This is a genomic window from Nocardia yamanashiensis NBRC 100130, assembly GCF_001613325.1.
Classification (GTDB): domain Bacteria; phylum Actinomycetota; class Actinomycetes; order Mycobacteriales; family Mycobacteriaceae; genus Nocardia; species Nocardia yamanashiensis.
This window is the reverse complement of record NZ_BDCD01000019.1, coordinates 95,112-112,737: the sequence shown is the minus strand read 5'-3', so window position 1 is coordinate 112,737 and position 17,626 is coordinate 95,112. Positions and strand designations below refer to the sequence as shown.

At 65.5% G+C, this 17,626-nt stretch carries 22 protein-coding genes and 4 tRNA genes; 19 read left to right on the top strand and 7 right to left on the bottom strand.

Going from position 1 to position 17,626, the window contains the following annotated elements; genetic code table 11:
- Positions 1-7 precede the first annotated feature (7 nt).
- Positions 8-481: a DUF3592 domain-containing protein gene (locus NY1_RS22100; protein ID WP_439956032.1), complete on the bottom strand. Its 474-nt coding sequence runs from the start codon at positions 479-481 to the stop codon at positions 8-10.
- A gap of 105 nt (positions 482-586) precedes the next feature.
- Between NY1_RS22100 and NY1_RS22095 the strand changes: the two genes are divergently transcribed.
- Entirely contained in the window at positions 587-1,090 is a 504-nt protein-coding gene (locus NY1_RS22095; RefSeq protein ID WP_067716534.1) for a DUF2505 domain-containing protein, read from the top strand.
- Between the two features lie 74 nt (positions 1,091-1,164).
- Here NY1_RS22095 and NY1_RS22090 read toward each other — a convergent pair whose 3' ends face one another.
- Positions 1,165-1,599 (bottom strand): VOC family protein, encoded by a 435-nt coding sequence (locus NY1_RS22090; RefSeq protein WP_067716532.1) that lies wholly within the window; start codon positions 1,597-1,599, stop codon positions 1,165-1,167.
- A 190-nt stretch (positions 1,600-1,789) separates the two neighbouring features.
- Here NY1_RS22090 and NY1_RS22085 point away from each other — a divergent pair, with 190 nt between their 5' ends.
- Positions 1,790-3,433, top strand: coding sequence for a purine-cytosine permease family protein (locus tag NY1_RS22085; RefSeq protein WP_067716966.1), 1,644 nt, complete (start codon positions 1,790-1,792; stop codon positions 3,431-3,433).
- 6 nt (positions 3,434-3,439) lie between these two features.
- Here the strand turns inward: NY1_RS22085 and NY1_RS22080 are convergent, their stop codons facing one another.
- Complete coding sequence (locus NY1_RS22080) at positions 3,440-3,859, bottom strand: helix-turn-helix transcriptional regulator (protein WP_067716529.1); 420 nt, start codon at positions 3,857-3,859, stop codon at positions 3,440-3,442.
- Positions 3,856-5,130, bottom strand: a complete 1,275-nt coding sequence (locus NY1_RS22075) for a geranylgeranyl reductase family protein (protein WP_067716526.1) — start codon at positions 5,128-5,130, stop codon at positions 3,856-3,858. Before NY1_RS22075 ends, NY1_RS22080 begins: the two co-directional genes overlap by 4 nt.
- A gap of 157 nt (positions 5,131-5,287) precedes the next feature.
- Here NY1_RS22075 and NY1_RS22070 point away from each other — a divergent pair, with 157 nt between their 5' ends.
- Both NY1_RS22070 and htpX read left to right on the top strand, forming a co-directional pair.
- Positions 5,288-6,310 carry a polyprenyl synthetase family protein gene (locus NY1_RS22070; protein WP_067716523.1) on the top strand — a complete coding sequence of 341 codons (1,023 nt, stop codon included), beginning with the start codon at positions 5,288-5,290 and terminating at the stop codon, positions 6,308-6,310.
- Positions 6,311-6,387: 77 nt separating this feature from the next.
- Positions 6,388-7,269, top strand: a complete 882-nt coding sequence (htpX, locus tag NY1_RS22065) for a zinc metalloprotease HtpX (RefSeq protein ID WP_067716520.1) — start codon at positions 6,388-6,390, stop codon at positions 7,267-7,269.
- A gap of 74 nt (positions 7,270-7,343) precedes the next feature.
- On the opposite strand, the gene NY1_RS22060 is transcribed toward htpX, so the two are convergent.
- A complete protein-coding gene (locus NY1_RS22060) occupies positions 7,344-7,835 on the bottom strand; it encodes a YajQ family cyclic di-GMP-binding protein (protein ID WP_067716517.1) in 492 nt (163 codons plus the stop codon).
- A gap of 149 nt (positions 7,836-7,984) precedes the next feature.
- Between NY1_RS22060 and NY1_RS22055 the strand changes: the two genes are divergently transcribed.
- The 10 genes from NY1_RS22055 to rplA all read left to right on the top strand — a co-directional run bounded on the left by NY1_RS22055 (position 7,985) and on the right by rplA (position 12,988).
- Positions 7,985-8,067: transfer RNA gene (locus NY1_RS22055), tRNA-Tyr, on the top strand.
- 256 nt (positions 8,068-8,323) lie between these two features.
- A tRNA-Thr gene (locus NY1_RS22050) sits at positions 8,324-8,396 on the top strand.
- Positions 8,397-8,475: 79 nt separating this feature from the next.
- Positions 8,476-8,548, top strand: a tRNA-Met gene (locus NY1_RS22045).
- 44 nt (positions 8,549-8,592) lie between these two features.
- Complete coding sequence (rpmG, locus tag NY1_RS22040) at positions 8,593-8,763, top strand: 50S ribosomal protein L33 (protein ID WP_029925945.1); 171 nt, start codon at positions 8,593-8,595, stop codon at positions 8,761-8,763.
- 199 nt (positions 8,764-8,962) lie between these two features.
- Positions 8,963-10,021 carry a fused (3R)-hydroxyacyl-ACP dehydratase subunits HadA/HadB gene (locus NY1_RS22035; protein WP_067716963.1) on the top strand — a complete coding sequence of 353 codons (1,059 nt, stop codon included), beginning with the start codon at positions 8,963-8,965 and terminating at the stop codon, positions 10,019-10,021.
- A gap of 172 nt (positions 10,022-10,193) precedes the next feature.
- A tRNA-Trp gene (locus NY1_RS22030) sits at positions 10,194-10,266 on the top strand.
- Between the two features lie 29 nt (positions 10,267-10,295).
- On the top strand, positions 10,296-10,685 hold the full coding sequence (gene secE, locus NY1_RS22025; protein ID WP_067716515.1) for a preprotein translocase subunit SecE: 390 nt from the start codon (positions 10,296-10,298) through the stop codon (positions 10,683-10,685).
- Between the two features lie 118 nt (positions 10,686-10,803).
- Positions 10,804-11,601, top strand: a complete 798-nt coding sequence (gene nusG / locus NY1_RS22020; RefSeq protein ID WP_067716512.1) for a transcription termination/antitermination protein NusG — start codon at positions 10,804-10,806, stop codon at positions 11,599-11,601.
- Positions 11,602-11,772: 171 nt separating this feature from the next.
- Positions 11,773-12,207, top strand: a complete 435-nt coding sequence (rplK, locus tag NY1_RS22015) for a 50S ribosomal protein L11 (RefSeq protein ID WP_067716510.1) — start codon at positions 11,773-11,775, stop codon at positions 12,205-12,207.
- Positions 12,208-12,277: 70 nt separating this feature from the next.
- On the top strand, positions 12,278-12,988 hold the full coding sequence (gene rplA, locus NY1_RS22010) for a 50S ribosomal protein L1 (RefSeq protein WP_067716507.1): 711 nt from the start codon (positions 12,278-12,280) through the stop codon (positions 12,986-12,988).
- A gap of 110 nt (positions 12,989-13,098) precedes the next feature.
- On the opposite strand, the gene NY1_RS22005 is transcribed toward rplA, so the two are convergent.
- Positions 13,099-13,347 carry a hypothetical protein gene (locus NY1_RS22005; protein ID WP_067716504.1) on the bottom strand — a complete coding sequence of 83 codons (249 nt, stop codon included), beginning with the start codon at positions 13,345-13,347 and terminating at the stop codon, positions 13,099-13,101.
- Positions 13,348-13,455: 108 nt separating this feature from the next.
- On the opposite strand from NY1_RS22005, the gene NY1_RS22000 reads away from it, so the two are divergent.
- The gene (locus NY1_RS22000) at positions 13,456-13,692 is read left to right on the top strand and encodes a hypothetical protein (RefSeq protein ID WP_067716501.1); all 237 of its coding nucleotides are present in this window, start codon (positions 13,456-13,458) and stop codon (positions 13,690-13,692) included.
- A gap of 10 nt (positions 13,693-13,702) precedes the next feature.
- On the opposite strand, the gene NY1_RS21995 is transcribed toward NY1_RS22000, so the two are convergent.
- Positions 13,703-14,020 (bottom strand): hypothetical protein, encoded by a 318-nt coding sequence (locus NY1_RS21995; RefSeq protein WP_067716499.1) that lies wholly within the window; start codon positions 14,018-14,020, stop codon positions 13,703-13,705.
- A gap of 321 nt (positions 14,021-14,341) precedes the next feature.
- Here NY1_RS21995 and rplJ point away from each other — a divergent pair, with 321 nt between their 5' ends.
- The 4 genes from rplJ to NY1_RS21975 all read left to right on the top strand — a co-directional run bounded on the left by rplJ (position 14,342) and on the right by NY1_RS21975 (position 17,569).
- The gene (gene rplJ, locus NY1_RS21990; RefSeq protein WP_067716496.1) at positions 14,342-14,902 is read left to right on the top strand and encodes a 50S ribosomal protein L10; all 561 of its coding nucleotides are present in this window, start codon (positions 14,342-14,344) and stop codon (positions 14,900-14,902) included.
- A 64-nt stretch (positions 14,903-14,966) separates the two neighbouring features.
- Entirely contained in the window at positions 14,967-15,347 is a 381-nt protein-coding gene (gene rplL / locus NY1_RS21985) for a 50S ribosomal protein L7/L12 (protein WP_067716494.1), read from the top strand.
- A gap of 358 nt (positions 15,348-15,705) precedes the next feature.
- Positions 15,706-16,764 (top strand): ABC transporter ATP-binding protein, encoded by a 1,059-nt coding sequence (locus NY1_RS21980; protein WP_067716491.1) that lies wholly within the window; start codon positions 15,706-15,708, stop codon positions 16,762-16,764.
- 10 nt (positions 16,765-16,774) lie between these two features.
- Positions 16,775-17,569: an MlaE family ABC transporter permease gene (locus NY1_RS21975; RefSeq protein ID WP_067716488.1), complete on the top strand. Its 795-nt coding sequence runs from the start codon at positions 16,775-16,777 to the stop codon at positions 17,567-17,569.
- Positions 17,570-17,626: the final 57 nt, after the last annotated feature.

The window sequence follows — 17,626 nt, the reverse complement described above, 5'->3', positions numbered from 1 at the left end:
TCGCACCCTAGCTGCCGCCGCGGGCCCGCGACCATCGCGTCCACAGCCCGCGCAGGCGCGTCGCGAACGCCCCCAGCCACACCATCGGCGAGCAACCCAGCAGCCACAACAGCGGGATGGCGATGGCCCACGCCACCACGATCACCGACGCGGCCGGGATGACGGCGACGCTGGCATCGCGCCCCGCCACCCGCACCAGATCCGGATCGCTGCGCCGGTATTCGACATTGATCCGCTCGCCGGCGGTCAGTTTGGTCGGATACAGGACGCCGACCTTCGGATTGTGGGTCTGCCCGTCCGGGGTCACGTAGATGACCGCCGACCGCAGCCGGCCCGCGGACAGCACTTCCGCGCTGGTCACGCCCTTGTCGGAGCTGATCAGGTGATCGTCGCGCCAGGCCGCCAGCACCAGCAGCACCGCCAGCACGCTGAACGCGGTCGCGGTGATCACCACCCCGATCCGGGCTCGCCGCAAGCGAATCGCGCGCCGCTGTGCGGGATCGACACTCCGCAGCGCGGTGCTTGCAGACTGGCTAGTTTCCGACACTTCAGCAGGCTATTCCATGACTGGGCTACCGTTGCCGCCATGTCCCGTAAATTCAGCTTCACCGTGCAGTACAGCGTCCCGGTCGAAGAGCTTCACCGGGCACTCACCAACGACGAGATGTGGCAGGCGCGGTTCGCCGACGCGACGACCGCCACGCTGGACCTGTCCCACCCGGACGGCCCCGGCACCATTCGCATTCATATGACCGAAAAAGCGCCCGAGGACAAGATTCCCGGCATCGTGAAGAAGGTCCTCAAGAGCGATCTCATGCTCGAGCGCACCGACACCTGGGGCCCGCTCGAAGGAGATGTCGCCAAGGGCACCTTCAAGGGCGCGTCGGGCGGCATCACCACCGAGATGGAGGGCGCATTCGAATTGCGGCCCACCGCAGAGGGTTCCGAGATCGCCGCCTCCGGCACCATCGACGTGAAGGTGTCGCTGGTCGGCGGGGCCATCGAGCCGCTGGTGGAGAACCTGCTCGAAAAGGTGATGAACAGCGAGCGCAAGTCCGTCGAGGCCTGGTTCGCCGCGCAGAACGCCTAAAAGGGGTTCGGGGGCTCGGCCTCCGTCCCGCGAATCCGCGAGGGGGTTGGGCGAGTCCCCAGCCCCTTCGCGTGCTACAGCCCGTTCGGATCGAATGCGCGCGGCTCCACCAGTACCAGCCAGTTTCCCGAGTTGTCTCGGATGATGGCCTCCACGCCGTAGGGCCGCTCGGCCGGCGGCTGTACGAATTCCACGCCCTTGGCGGTCAACTCCTCGAATGTCTTGTGGCAGTCGGCGGTTCGCAGCCCCAGCGCCCCGTGCGTGCCGTTCGCCATGGACCGCCTGATCGCCTCGGCGAGGGCGTCGTCCAGCGGCGGCCCCGGAATCATCAGCGTCACTTCGAGTTCCGGATGATCCGGATGCGCCACGGTCACCCAGCGGAACCCGTTGTCGCCCATGGTCACATCGCCGGTCTCCACGAACCCCAGCTTGTCGATGTACCACTGCTTGGCGGCGGTCTGGTCGGTCACGTACACGGTCACGAGCGAAACATTGGTGATGGTCGTCATGCCATCAGGCTATGGACCGGATCCCCGCCACCGCTTCTCCGAAATTGCGGTGTCGCCGTGAATCCAGACGTAACAAGAGTGAGGCTTACGTAACTCGATAGAAACCGCTCGGAATCTCATGATCAACATTCGGACACCAGTCTCGTGAACGTATACAGCAGGTGAGGAACCCGAAACGAGGAGTTTGCCGGTGGTTCAGGTCGAATCGCGCCCTTCCGACGCGGTCACCGCGTCGAAGGAGACGCTGGAGGACTACACACTGCGGTTCGCGCCGCGCAGCTATCGCAAATGGAGCCCGGCGGTGGTCGGCGTCTCCGCGCTGGGCGGCATCGCCTACCTGGCAGACTTCGCCATCGGCGCGAACATCGGCATCGAGCACGGCACCGGCAACGCGCTGCTGGGCATCGGCATCTTCACCGTGGTGGTCATGCTCACCGGCTTCCCGCTGGCCTACTACGCGGCGCGCTACAACATCGACCTGGACCTGATCACCCGCGGCAGCGGCTTCGGCTACTACGGGTCGGTGATCACGAACATCGTGTTCGCCTCGTTCACCTTCATCTTCTTCGCGCTCGAGGGCTCGATCATGGCGCAGGGCCTGCAACTGGGCCTGCACATCCCGCTGCCGATCGGCTATCTGATCTCCACGGTGATGATCTTCCCGCTGGTCATCTACGGCATGAACACGCTGGCCAAGCTCCAGGTCTGGACCACCCCGCTGTGGCTGATCCTGATGGTGCTGCCGTTCGCGTTCCTGCTGGTGCGGCACCCGGAATCGGTGGACACCTTCCTGGCCTTCGGCGGCAAGGACGGCGACGGGGTGAGCCTGTCCGGCGCGCTGCTGGCCGCCGGCGTGTGCCTCTCGCTCATCGCTCAGATCGCCGAGCAGATCGACTACCTGCGTTTCATGCCGCCCAAAACCCCGGAGAACAAGGGCAAGTGGTGGGGCTGGATGCTGCTCGCGGGCCCCGGCTGGGTGCTGTTCGGCGCGGCCAAGCAGGTCGTCGGCCTGTTCCTGGCGGTCTACCTGATCGCGAATCTGCCCGGAGCGCAGAACATCGCGAACCAGCCGGTGCACCAGTTCCTGGAGATCTACCGCGACATGATGCCGGGCTGGCTGGCCATGACGCTGGCCGTGGTGCTGGTCGTCATCTCGCAGATCAAAATCAATGTGACCAACGCCTATTCGGGCTCGCTGGCGTGGACCAACTCCTTCACCCGCGTCACCAAGACCTACCCCGGCCGCCTGGTCTTCCTGGCCTTGAATCTCGTCATCGCGCTGATTCTGATGGAAGCCAATATGTTCGACTTCCTGAACAATATCCTCGGCTTCTACGCCAACTGCGGCATCGCCTGGATCGTCACCGTCGCAACGGATATCGCGATCAACAAGTACGTGCTGAAGCTCTCGCCCAAGCAGCCGGAATTCCGGCGCGGCATGCTCTACGACTTCAACCCGGTCGGCCTGGTGGGCTTCGGGCTCTCGGCGGTGCTGTCGATCGTGACCTTCTTCGGGCTCTTCGGCGAGACCCTGAAGCCGTACTCGCCGATCGTCGCCGTGGTGGTGTCGTTCCTGGCCACGCCGCTCACCGCGATCCTCACCAAGGGCAAGTACTACCTGCGCCGCACCGACGACGGCATCGAATTGCCGATGTTCGACGAGCACGGGAATCCGTCGGGGGAGACGCTGACCTGCGTGGCCACCGGCATGGAATTCGAGCGGCCGGACATGATCGCTTCGGCGGTGCCGGGACCGGAAGGCGAGATCCAGTACATCAGCTCGCTGGCGCTCTCCACCGACAAGGCGGGCGTGCACATCCTGCCGCGCCAGTAAGGCCCGCTACAGCAGGGGTTTTCGATCCGAGAGCCCGTGCATGAAGACGTAGCAACCAGGAATATGGGGTGCGCCCTCGGCGGCGAACTTGGCTTGATACGCCGAGGGCGACATCCCCACCAGCTCGGTGAACTTCCGGCTGAACGAACCCAGCGAGCTGTAGCCGACCAGCATGCACGCCTCGGTGACGGTGACATTGGTGGCGCGCAACAGATCCTGCGCGCGTTCGATCCGCCGCTCCGCCAGATACGCGGCCGGCGTCTTGCCGTAGGTGGCCGAAAAACAGCGCAGGAAATGATATTTCGATACGCCCGCCGCGGCGGCGAGCGCATCCAGATCCAGGGGCTCCGCGTAATTCCGGTCGGCCAGATCCCGGGCCCGCCGCAGATGCGGCAGCAGGTCCTCGGGAACCGGCCGGGTGGTCACGAGAACGGCTGGAGTTTGTCGAATCGCATGGACGCGCGGCCCGCGCCGCGCCACAGCTTGGCGGTCAGGTCCAGGTCCTCGTCGGTGACCAGGTTGCCCATCACCCGAACCGCGGTGCGCTGCAACAGTTTCGAGCGCATGACCGGCGGCCCGCCGAGCGGCACCGTGCGCGGATGGGTGGCCAGCGCGGCCAGCCGCCGGGCCACCGAATAGGTCTTGCCGTAGCGGGCGCGCAGCATTTCCGGCCAGATCTTGCTCAGATCCGGTTCGTCCAGGATCTCCGAGAGCATGTGGCCGCCCTCCAGGCCGTAGTCGATGCCCTCGCCGTTCAGCGGATTCACGCAGCCCGCGGCATCGCCGACCAGCGCCCAGTTGCGCCCGGCCACATTCGACACCGCACCGCCCATGGGCAGCAGCGCCGACGCCACCGCGCGCGCCTCGCCGTCGAAACCCCACTCCGCGCGCCGCTGCGAGACATAGTGCTGGAGCAGCGGTTTCAACGCGATGTGCGACGGCCGCTTCTCGGTCGCCAGCGAACCCACGCCGATATTGACCTCACCGTTGCCGAGCGGGAACACCCACCCGTACCCCGGCACCAATTCGCCCTGCGCGTCCCGCAATTCGAGATGCGAGGTGATCCACGGATCGTCGCTGCGCTCGGACTTGATGTACGCCCGCGCCGCCGTCCCGTACGCGTACTGCCGATGCCAGGTGCGCCCCAGCAGTTTTCCGACGGGGGAGCGGACGCCGTCGGCCACGATCAGCGTCTTGCACGACACCGCGCGCAGCCCCGCATCGGTCTTGACGGTCACCCCGGTGACGCGATCCCCGTCCCGCGCCACCTCGACCACCTTGGCCCCGTCCACCATGTGCGCACCCGACTTCACCGCCGTCTCGCGCAGCTTGTCGTCGAGTTCGGTTCGCGGAACGGCGCTTCCGTAACTCGGGAACGACCCGTCCGGCCACGGCAGCAGCGCCTCGCGCCCGAACCCGGCCATCCGCAGGCCCTTGTTCACCGTGTGCGTACGCACCCAGTCACCGAGCCCCAGATGCTCCAGCTCGGCCGTCGCACGCGGCGTAAGACCGTCCCCACAGGTCTTGTCGCGCGGGAATACCGCCGCATCCGTGAGCAATACGTCACGACCCGCGCGCGCCGCCCATGCGGCCGCGGCCGAACCGGCCGGTCCTGCGCCGACGACCAGCACATCCGCGTGCGCAGGCAAAACGTCCGACGATTTCCCCTGCTCGGGCGCGTTATCCGGAGAAGCCATGGCCCCAATACTTGCAGCACACCAGCATCGGTGCCATCCCGCCTCCCCGGGCAATGCGGTGTTCCTTCCGTCGCACTACGGTGGTGTCCGTAGGGGGTGATCGACCGAGACGCTAGGTTCTTTAGGCGTGGGGTCGGACGCGGCACTGGGAGATGGAATGAGCGCATCGGCTGTGAGCGATGAGAGCACCGTGGTTGCGGGGGTGGATCTGGGTGATCCCGAGCTCGCCGCGACCGTGCGAAAAGGCCTGGTCCAGGTCGAGGACCTGCTGATCACCGAACTGTCGGACGGTGAGGAGTTCCTGCAGGAGGCCGCGCTGCATCTGGCTCGCGCCGGGGGCAAACGGTTCCGTCCGTTGTTCACGCTGCTCACCGGGCAGCTCGGACCGGACCCGACCAGCCCCGACCTGGTCACCGCGGGCACCGTGGTGGAGCTCGTGCACCTGGCCACCCTCTACCACGACGACGTCATGGACGAGGCCCCGATGCGCCGCGGCGCCACCAGCGTGAACGCCCGCTGGGGCAACAGCGTCGCCATCCTGGCCGGCGACTACCTCTTCGCGCACGCCTCCCGGCTGGTCTCCACCCTCGGCCCGGACGCGGTGCGGATCATCGCCGAGACCTTCGCCGAACTGGTCACCGGCCAGATGCGGGAGACCATCGGCGCCAAGCAGTCCCAGGATCCGGTCGAGCACTACCTGCGCGTGGTGTGGGAGAAGACCGGTTCGCTGATCGCCGCCTCGGGCCGTTTCGGCGGCACCTTCTCCGGCGCGGACCGCGAGCACGTGGAACGCCTGGCCCGGCTCGGCGACGCGGTCGGCACCGCCTTCCAGATCTCCGACGACATCATCGACATCTCCTCGGTGTCCGAGCAGTCCGGCAAGACCCCCGGCACCGATCTGCGCGAGGGCGTGCACACCCTGCCCGTGCTGTACGCGCTGCGCGACGAGGGCCCCGAGGGCGATCGCCTGCGCAAGCTGCTGGCCAAGCCGCTGGAAACCGACGCCGAGGTCGAGGAGGCGCTGGACCTGCTGTCCCGCTCCCGCGGCATGGTGCTGGCCAAGGAGAAACTGCAGGGCTACGCCGATATCGCGCACGCCGAACTGTCCGCGCTGCCCGGCGGTCCCGCCAACGAGGCGCTGGAGCGGCTGGTGCGCTACACCATCGAGCGCGTCGGCTGACGGGGAACTTCCGACCGCGCCTCTATCGTTTACCTGGAGTAACACACAGGGGACCGGGGCGCGGCGGAAGGAGACCTATGCACTCCCACGGGTATGCGAACGGGTTGAAGACGTTCGGACTACTGGCCGGCATGTCGGCGTTGATCGTGTTCGCCGGAGCGATGTTCCGCAGTCCGACCATTCTGATCCTGTCGATCGTGCTGGCCATCGGCATGAACGCCTACGCGTACTTCAACAGCGACAAACTCGCGCTGCGCGCCATGCACGCGCAACCGGTCACCGAACTGGAAGCGCCGGTCATGTACCGCATCGTGCGCGAGCTCGCGACGGCCGCCCGGCAGCCCATGCCGCGGCTCTACATCAGCCCCACCAATGCCCCCAATGCCTTTGCCACGGGCCGCAATCCGCGTCACGCGGCCGTCTGCTGCACCACGGGAATTCTCCAGCTCCTGGACGAACGTGAGCTGCGCGCGGTACTGGGCCACGAACTGTCGCACGTCTACAACCGCGACATCCTGATCTCCTCGGTCGCGGGCGCTCTGGCGGCGGTCATCTCCGGCCTCGCGAACCTGGCCTTCTTCGCCAGCGCCTTCGGCGGCCGCGGCAATGGCGAAGGCCCGAATGTCATTGGCGTACTCCTGGTTTCGCTGCTCGGCCCGATCGCGGCGTCACTGATCAAACTGGCCGTCTCGCGTTCTCGCGAATATCAGGCCGATGCCGACGGAGCGGTGCTCACCGGCGATCCGCTGGCCTTGGCCTCGGCCCTGCGCAAGCTGGAACGCGGCACCCAGGCGGCGCCGCTGCCGCCCGAGCCGCAGCTCACCGCGCAATCGCATCTGATGATCGCCAACCCCTTCCGGGCCGGCGACAAGATGGCGAAGTGGTTCTCGACGCACCCGCCCATGGCGGACCGGATCGCTCGCCTGGAGGAAATGGCGGGCGGCACGCGCAACCTCTGAAAACGGAAGGGTCCGGGGGCTGAGCCCCGGACCCTGGCCTTTCGGGGTGTGGGGCTCAGCCCCACGAACCCATGTCAGCGGTAGTTCACGAACTGCAGGGCGATATCCAGATCAGCGCCCTTCAGCAGCGAGATGACGGCCTGCAGGTCGTCGCGGGACTTGCTCGAAACGCGCAGTTCCTCGCCCTGAATCTGCGCCTTGACGCTCTTCGGGCCCTCGTCGCGGATCTTCTTGGCGATCTTCTTCGCGTTCTCGGAAGTGATCCCCTGCACGATCGTGCCTGTGATCTTGTACACCTTGCCGGACTGCTGCGGATCGCCGGCGTCGAACGCCTTGAGCGAGATATCGCGGCGAATCAGCTTCTCCTTGAACACGTCCAGCGCGGCCTTGACCCGCTCCTCGGCCTCGGCCGAGAGGATGATCTTGTCCTCACCCGACCACTCGATGCTCGCGCCGGTGCCACGGAAGTCGTAGCGGGTGGTCAGCTCCTTCGCCGCCTGGTTGAGGGCGTTGTCCACCTCCTGGCGATCGACCTTGCTGACGACATCGAACGACGAATCGGCCACGCTTTGCTCCTGTCGAAGATCGGAAGTTCTTCCGAGTTTTCCGAGGGTTTTCCCACCGACGCTAGCCGGTCCGCGACCGCCGTATCCAGCCGGTTTGCAATCGGGGCGGGGGATCGTTGTATTCTTTCAGCGCACCGAATGCGGCGCACGGCAGATTGCCCGAGCGGCCAATGGGAGCGGACTGTAAATCCGTCGGCGAAAGCCTACGTAGGTTCGAATCCTACATCTGCCACAGAGAAACCCCCGAGGACACAGTCCCCGGGGGTTTCGCCTTTTTCCGGCTCCGCGCGACCGGTTTCCGGGGTCGCGGGACCGCTTCCGGTGCCGACCGGTTCGTCCGAATCGCATCCCCTCGAACCCGCGCTGCGAGTAGCTCGAATCGCCGCGAAAACCGGCTCTGAACACCCGGTTTGGTATGTGGTCCGGATGTTGTGTAATCTCGTTCAAGTCTTCAGCGCCCCGGTCCTGGACCGGAGCAAGACAGACACGCCCCCTTAGCTCAGTCGGCAGAGCGTTTCCATGGTAAGGAAAAGGTCAACGGTTCGATTCCGTTAGGGGGCTCGCCGGATTGCCGGTGGTGACCGACTCGGCTTCTCGTGCAGGACCCGGGAACATCCCCGCCGTCTAGTCCGCACATGATGGCGGTGTAGCTCAGTCGGTAGAGCAAACGACTCATAATCGTTGTGTCGCCGGTTCAAGTCCGGCCATCGCTACATATCTGATATTCCCATCAGGCTGTCCGGAAGGAAGGCAAATCGTGGCCGCGAAGTCCACTGATATCCGGCCAAAGATCACCTTGGCCTGCGAGCAGTGCAAGCACCGTAACTACATCACCAAGAAGAACCGGCGTAACGACCCGGACCGCCTGGAGCTGAAGAAGTTCTGCCCCAACTGCGGTACTCACCGGGCGCATCGCGAATCCCGCTAACTTAACCCCGCGCGCTCTACCGCGTGGAAGAAGTGCCGGATCGGTAAGCTGCTTCGTCCCCCACACAAAGGGACAGTGGCCCCGGTCCGGCACTTGGCGTATATAGCGGTGGTTCAGCGCTCCGCCGATTCCGGGACCGGGATCAGATAAGGGACTTCCTGCCGTGACGATCAACACCGAGATTGACACCGAGGTCGAGATGATCGAAGAAGCCGAGGCGGCTTTCGATCCCGCTGCCCACGCCGCCGCCATGGTCGGCCATCACTACCGCGTCGACGACTACTACGAGGTCGGTCGCGAGAAGGTGCGCGAGTACGCCCGCGCCGTGCAGGACTACCACCCCGTGCACTGGGACGAGAGCGTCGCCCGCGAATACGGCTACGACGGCCTGGTGGCCCCGCTCACCTTCATCTCCCTGGTCGGAATCCTGGCCCAGCGCAAGCTCTTCGAGCAGATCGTCACCGGCTACGACCTGAGCCAGATCATGCAGACCGATCAGATCCTGGAATTCCACCGGCCCATCAAGGCCGGCGACCAGCTCTCCTGCATCGTGTACCTGCACTCGTTCCGGCAGGCCTTCGGCGGCGACATCATCGTCACCCGCAACGACGTGGTCGCGCAGAACGACGAGCTGGTGCTCACCACCTACACCACCCTGATCGGCCGCAGCGGCGGTGACATCGATCCCAATATCGGTGACGCCGTGCGCAATGTGCTCATGCACGGGGTCGGCCCGGACGAGACCCCCGAACACCGTCCGCTCGCCGCCGATGCCGCGGTGGCCGCCGATCCGGTGCCGGTGAAGGTGACCGCGGGCGCGATCGTGGCGAGCAAGCACGCCATCCGCTTCGAGGACGTGGCCGTCGGCGACGAACTCCCCACGCGCGTGGTGAAACTGACCCGCGGCGATCTGGTGAACTACGCCGGCGTCTCCGGCGACGCCAATCCGATCCACTGGAGCGACGAGGTCGTGAAGCTGGTCGGGCTGGAAAACGTGGTGGCGCACGGCATGCTGACCATGGGCCTGGGTGGCGGCTTCGTCACCTCCTGGCTCGGCGACCCGGGTGCGGTCAAGGAATACAACGTGCGCTTCACCAGCCCGGTGTACGTCCCGATCGACAGCCCGGCGGAGATCGAATACACCGGCAAGGTGAAGTCGGTGGACCCGGAGAATCGCACCGCCGTCGTCGCCATCGTGGCGAAGTCGGAGGGGCGCAAGATCTTCGGTCGCGCCACCGCCACCGTGCAGCTGGCCTGACCTGGGACGTTGGACCCCCGATTGGCGATTGCCGCGGCGCGTACCGTAGACTCGGCAATCTGGGGTCACCAGCCGATGCGCGCTGCTCCGAGGAGCGGCGCGTATGTTGTGTGAAGACCAGGTTGTATAACTGAATAGAACAGTGGCTGGACAATACTGATCGTCCGGCCGAAGGGGCGTAGCTCAACTGGCAGAGCAGCGGTCTCCAAAACCGCAGGTTGCAGGTTCAAGTCCTGTCGCCCCTGCCCTATGCCGGCGACGAGAGAGGATCGACGTGAGCGACGAGCGGGATACTCGCCACGGCGCGCATGCCGAAGACGGCGACGACACCGCGGTGGCTCGGCCGAGCGGTAAGCGCACCGCCCGGCGGTCACGTACGGCGTCGTCCGCGACCGTCGCGGTAGCCGATCGGCCCTCGTCCACGACGAAGGCAGACAAGAAGCAGTCCGGCAAGGCCGGTCGCAGCGGTACGGGCAATCCGTTCAAGCGCCTGGTGAAGTTCCTCAAGGAAGTTGTTTCCGAACTTCGCAAGGTGATCTGGCCCAACCGCAAGCAGATGGTCACCTATACGAGCGTTGTTCTGGTGTTCGTGATCTTCATGGTCGCGTTCATCAGCGGGTTGGATCTGGCGTTCATCAAGGGTGTCAACTGGCTGTTCGGCTAGCTGACCGGTCGGCGCTGGTTCACCGTCCCGCGTGCAGAGGCGTGAGGACGGACCATCCGTCGGGGTATTCCCCCGGCGCGCAAAGAATTACGTGACGACAAGGAAGGCGAGTGCCCCAGTGAGCACCCCGGAGAACGGTACGACCGACGAGTTCGAGATCGACGAGACGGTGGACGAGACCATCGCCGACGCCGACGACTTGGTGGACTCCGACGCCTCCGTGGATGCCGAAGAGGACGACGCCGCGCAGCCCGCTGCCGAACTCTCCGAGCCCGCCGAACCCCTCGACCCCGTCGCCGAGATGACCGCCGCGCTGCGTCGCGCGCCCGGCGACTGGTACGTCATCCACTCCTACGCCGGTTACGAGAACAAGGTGAAGACCAATCTCGAGACCCGCGTGCAGAACCTCGGTCTCGAGGACTACATCTTCCAGGTCGAGGTGCCGACCGAAGAGGTCACCGAGATCAAGAACGGCCAGCGCAAGAACGTCAACCGCAAGGTGCTGCCGGGCTACATCCTGGTCCGGATGGAACTGAACGACGAGTCCTGGGGCGCGGTCCGCAACACCCCCGGCGTCACCGGTTTCGTCGGCGCCACCTCGCGCCCGTCGCCGCTGTCCATCTCCGATGTGGTGAAGTTCCTGGTCCCGGCCGCGCAGCAGAAGAAGGCCGCCGCGCCGGCCACCGCTGCCGCCGCCGGCGCCGACACCACGGGCGAGACCCCCATCGTGAAGCCGACCATCGAGGTCGACTTCGAGGTCGGCGAGTCGGTGACCGTCATGGACGGGCCGTTCGCGACGCTGCCGGCCAGCATTTCCGAGGTCAATGCCGAACAGCAGAAGCTCAAGGTGCTGGTCTCGATCTTCGGTCGCGAGACGCCGGTCGAGCTGGCGTTCACGCAGGTCGCCAAGATTTAATCGCGTGCAGGCGGTGGCCCGGGTTCGCCCCGGTGTCACCGCCTTTTTCGCGTTCACATAGACTTGTCGGGTTGTGCCTCGTGCCGCCTGCCCGATGGCAGGCAAGGCCTGGGCGCACATCCCTGAGAAGGCTTACGGGATTCCGTAAGGAACCTAACCCAAGGAAGAAAGATGCCCCCGAAGAAGAAGAAGGTCGCTGGGCTCATCAAGCTCCAGATCCAGGCCGGTGCCGCCAACCCGGCTCCGCCCGTGGGTCCGGCGCTGGGTCAGCACGGCGTCAACATCATGGAGTTCTGCAAGGCGTACAACGCGGCGACCGAGTCGCAGCGTGGCAACGTCATCCCGGTCGAGATCACGGTCTACGAAGACCGCTCGTTCGACTTCAAGCTGAAGACGCCGCCCGCCGCGCGTCTGCTGCTGAAGGCCGCCGGTGTGCAGAAGGGCTCCGCCGAGCCGCACCGCAACAAGGTCGCGCAGGTCACCATGGATCAGATCCGTGAGATCGCCAAGACCAAGCAGGAAGACCTCAACGCCAACGACATCGACGCCGCGGCGAAGATCATCGCTGGTACCGCCCGCTCGATGGGTATCACCATCGCGGAGTAGAGCCTTCCCGGCTCGGTGGGAGGGACGGCCAGTCCCGCACCACTTCTGACTTAGACAAGGACAGACAAACATGGCAAAACGAAGCAAGGCTTATCTCGAGGCGGCCGCCAAGGTCGACAAGAGCGCGCTGTACGCCCCGCTGGCCGCCGCGCGGCTCGCGAAGGAGACCGCCACCACCAAGACCGACGCGACCGTCGAGGTCGCCGTGCGTCTCGGTGTCGATCCCCGCAAGGCCGACCAGATGGTCCGCGGCACCGTCAACCTGCCGCACGGCACCGGTAAGACCGCCCGCGTCATCGTGTTCGCGGTCGGCGACAAGGCCGCCGAGGCCGAGGCCGCCGGTGCGGACGCCGTGGGCGCCGAGGACCTGATCGAGCGCATCCAGGGCGGCTGGCTGGACTTCGACGCCGCGATCGCCACCCCGGACCAGATGGCCAAGGTCGGTCGCATCGCGCGCGTCCTGGGCCCGCGTGGTCTGATGCCGAACCCGAAGACGGGCACCGTCACCCCCGACGTGACCAAGGCCGTCAACGACATCAAGGGCGGCAAGATCAACTTCCGAGTCGACAAGCAGGCCAACCTGCACTTCGTGATCGGCAAGGCTTCCTTCGACGAGAAGAAGCTGGCCGAGAACTACGGCGCCGCGTTCGACGAGATCCTGCGCGTCAAGCCCTCCACCGCGAAGGGCCGCTACGTCAAGAAGGTGACGTTCTCGACCAACACCGGACCGGGCATCCCGGTGGATCCGAACCGCACCCGCAACTTCGCCGAAGAGGACTGACCTCTCCGCGACTTGCGTAGCAACGCAAAGCAGTAACGAGGGCCGGCACGCGAAATGCGTGCCGGCCCTCGGCTATTCGGGAGGGCATCCTGTGGCCGGATGCCCGAGCATCACAGATCGTGCAGCCCGCAGATCGGGTCGCCGGTGCTCAGAGTGCACAGGGATCGGATGAGCGTCCCCACGATCGGAGTGACGATGGCGGCCGACCCGGCCTGAAGCACCGTGGATCCGGCATCGACCCCCGCCGACCCCGTGCCGCGCGGCGGCAATTCCGGATCAGCGGCCGCGGGCGCGGCGGCCATCCCGATCAGAGCGGCGGAAAGGGCCGCAGCGGCAAGGGATTTGGTGAAACTGGGCATGATTACCTCCGGAAAGCCTGTGCCGCGAGACTAGCCCGAATCCGCCAATTTGAAATACCCCAGTTTTACAGTCTGTCGCGCCCGGAGAAACGATGACACGGTGCCGCCATGCGCCGTCTCGCCCTGTCCTTCACCGCCGCCGCCCTGCTCACCGGCCTGCTTGCCACCCCCGCCGCCGCCGAAACCCCTTCCGGCGGAACCGGATCCAAGTCCGGCCCGCTCGGCCTGCCCTACCTGGGCTCCGCCGTCATCACCGGCTGCACCGGCCTGGTGAGCCCGAACCCCGGCTCCAACATCCCCGAATACTGCAAGGTTCTGGACAGCCTCTTCACCGGCAGCGTGTAGCCCGCCTCGGTTACGGCTCGACCCGGCTCCAGAATTCCGCGGGGATCCCCGCTTCGTTGTGGAGCCAACGGCCTGGGTCGCGGAGTTCGTTGCTGGCGAAGGAGTTCAGGAGGACGTCGAGGATGTCGGCGTCCTTGTCGGCGCCCAGGCGGGCGCGGATCAGGTCGAAGGTGGTGCTGGAGAAGGCCCAGGCCCATTCGTATTCGCTGAAGGGGCCGCCGAGGTCCTGGCCGTCGATGATGAGGTCGCCGCGCTCGTTGAGACGGGCGCTGACGAACCAGCCGTTCACGCCGACCAGGCTGACCTTGCGCTCGTTCCGTTCTGTCATGGTGGACTAGTACCACGGCGACCCCGTTTTGGTGGATAGATGCGGGTCGGCTATATTGGACGACGGTCATTGATTCGTTCGGTGATCAACCCACATCGTTCTACCGAAGACCGTTGGTTGCTGCCCTCGGGGCAGTCGAAGGTCCGGCGATATTGCCGGCGGCCCACGCAGGGAGAGCCGAGGTCGGGAAACCTGCGAGAAATCGCGTTTCTTGTGCGCCCCGGGACCACTCTGCGTCCGGGGCGTTTGCTTTGTCGCCGGCCCCTGTGGCGGAACTCGGTAGTTCATACGAGAACCGACCATCCAGAGAGGAGGCGAAGTATGGCAAAGGCTGAGAAGGTCACCGCGGTTGCGGAGATCACTGAGCAGTTCAAGTCGTCCACGGCGACCGTCGTCACGGAATACCGTGGCCTGTCCGTCGGCAAGATCACTGAACTGCGTCGTGCGCTCGGCGCGAACGCTACCTACTCCGTCGCCAAGAACACCCTGGTCAAGCGCGCTGCCGCCGAGGCGGGCGTGGAAGGCCTGGATGACTTGTTCGTCGGTCCGACCGCCATCACCTTCATCACGGGTGAGCCGGTCGACGCCGCGAAGGCGCTGAAGGCGTTCGCCAAGGACAACAAGGCGCTGATCATCAAGGGCGGCTACATGGACGGCGCTGCGCTGTCCGTGTCCGAGGTCGAGCGCATCGCCGACCTCGAGTCGCGCGAGGTGCTGCTGGCCAAGCTGGCCGGCGCCATGAAGGGCAACCTGTCGAAGGCTGCCGGGCTGTTCGCCGCCCCGGCCTCGCAGATCGCCCGTCTGGCCGCGGCCCTGGAGGAGAAGAAGCGCGCCGAAGGTGGCGCTGCCGAGGCTGCTCCGGCTGCTGTCGACGCCGAGTAATAAACCACCCCAAACCTTTTCGTCGCCGTTCGCGCGGTGACGAACCCACCGAAAGGAAATATCAATGGCCAACGTTGATGAGCTGCTCGAGACCTTCGCCGGCATGACCCTGCTGGAGCTGTCCGAGTTCGTGAAGGCGTTCGAGGACAAGTTCGAGGTCACCGCCGCTGCTCCGGTCGCCGTCGCCGTCGCGGGTGGCGCTGCCGCTCCGGCCGACGCCGCCGAAGAGCAGGACGAGTTCGACGTGATCCTGGAGTCGGCCGGCGACAAGAAGATCCAGGTCATCAAGGTCGTGCGTGAGATCGTCTCCGGCCTGGGCCTGAAGGAAGCCAAGGACCTGGTCGAGGGCGCCCCGAAGCCGATCCTGGAGAAGGTCGCCAAGGAGGCCGCCGAGGCCGCCAAGGCGAAGCTGGAAGAGGCCGGCGCCAAGATCACCGTCAAGTAAGGTTCTGCCGACTCTCGGGACTCTCAGGGGCTTGCGCCCCTGAAACCCCTTGGTCTCGGGGTGGGGGCTTCGCCCCCATCGCCCCGAGGTGGCGGACCGCCGCGAAAGCGGACGGGTTCTTAAAGCCTGAGAAGAGCAGTCCCCTTGTGGGACTGCTCTTTTCGCATTTTCGGCGGTTGTGATCTGTCCGTGATTCGCAACGGGCTGCGAACGTTTCTACTCGCGAGTCAGGTCTCGGTGTCCGAGACGGGGCATATGCGATACAGTGACCGGACCTACTGTGATGCGCCACACCGCGCGCTGAGTTAACAGTGGAAGCACCAGTAGTGCGCTCGTCTGAGAATTTGTGGAGGTTGGCGTGGGCGTCGAGGTCAGGACCGAAGGCATCACCAAGTCATTCGGTTCGCAGCGGATTTGGCAGGACGTCAGCCTGACGCTGCCCCCGGGGGAAGTCAGTGCTCTGCTCGGCCCCTCCGGTACCGGTAAGTCCGTCTTTCTGAAGTCCCTGATCGGTTTGCTGCGCCCGGAAAAGGGCTCGATCTACATCGACGGCACCGACATCACCACCTGCTCCAACAAGGAGCTGTACGAGATCCGGAAGCTGTTCGGCGTCCTCTTCCAGGACGGCGCGCTCTTCGGCTCGATGAACCTGTTCGACAATGTGGCCTTCCCGTTGCGCGAGCACACCAAGAAGAGCGAATCCGAGATCAAGAAGATCGTCATGGAGAAGCTCGAGCTGACCGGTCTGCTGGGCGCGGAGGGGAAGCTGCCCGGTGAGATCTCCGGCGGTATGCGCAAGCGCGCCGGCCTGGCCCGCGCCCTGGTGCTGGACCCGCAGATCATCCTGGTCGACGAGCCGGACTCGGGTCTGGATCCCGTTCGCACCACCTACCTTTCGCAGCTGCTGATCGATATCAACGCGCAGATCGACGCCACGATCCTGATCGTCACGCACAACATCAACCTGGCCCGTTCGGTGCCGGACAACATCGGCATGCTGTTCCGCCGCAACCTGGTCATGTTCGGCCCCCGCGAGGTGCTGCTCACCTCGGAGGAGCCGGTGGTGAAGCAGTTCCTCAACGGCCGCATGCAGGGCCCGATCGGTATGTCCGAGGAGAAGGACGAAGCCCAGATGGCCCGCGAGCAGGCCATGTTCGACTCGGGTCACCACGCCGGTGGCGCCGAAGAAGTCGAGGGCATCATCCCGCAGATGCGGGCGCAGCCGGGTATGCCGGTGCGCCAGGCCGTGCACCGTCGCCGGGAGCGCGTGCGCCAGATCCTGCACACCCTGCCGCCCGCCGCGCAGGAGGCGATCCGCGAGTCCATGGAGACCAACGGGGACGACGACACGCAGGTGATTCCCGCCTACCAGGGCACGTACGACACCACGGTTCGACAGAACCTGACTAACGGGTAACATACGCGGCGTGAATCCAACCCTGACACGACTGCGCACCCCGGTCGAGTCGGGTCTTGCCCAGGCCGGCAACGTCTTCGCACTCCTATTGGACGTGGTCCGTAAGACGTTCCGCCGGCCCTTCCAGTTCCGTGAATTCATCGAGCAGTCGTGGTTCATCGCCTCGGTCTCGATTCTTCCGGCCGCACTGGTGGCAATCCCGTTCGGCGCCGTGGTCGCTCTGCAGACCGGCTCCCTCATCAAGCAGCTCGGCGCCGAAAATTTCACCGGCGCCACCAGTGTTCTCGCAACCGTTCAGCAAGCGGCACCCGTGGTGACCGCGCTGATCATCGCGGGCGCAGCGGGTTCCGCGGTCGCCGCGGATCTCGGCTCGCGCACCATTCGCGAAGAGATCGACGCCATGGAAGTCCTCGGCATCGATCCCATTCAGCGCCTGGTGGTTCCGCGCGTGCTCGGCATGATGCTGGTCGCGCTGCTCCTCAACGGACTCGTCTCCGTGGTCGGCATCATGGGCGGCTACGGCTTCAACGTGCTGCTGCAAGGCGGCACGCCCGGTGCGTATCTGGCGTCGTTCTCGGCGCTGGCGCAGCTGCCGGACCTCTGGATCGGCGAGCTGAAGGCTTTGATCTTCGGGCTCGTAGCGGGTGTCATCGCCGCCTACAAGGGGCTGCATCCCAAGGGGGGACCGAAGGGAGTGGGCGACGCGGTGAATCAATCGGTGGTCATCTCGTTCCTCACGCTCTTCTTCCTTAATCTGATCCTGACCCTGATTTATCTTCAGGTCGTCCCGGCAAAGGGCGCGTGATCAATGGTCGTTTCGCAGCGCACCACCGTCATTACCCGGTCGGCGCGCCGGGTCACC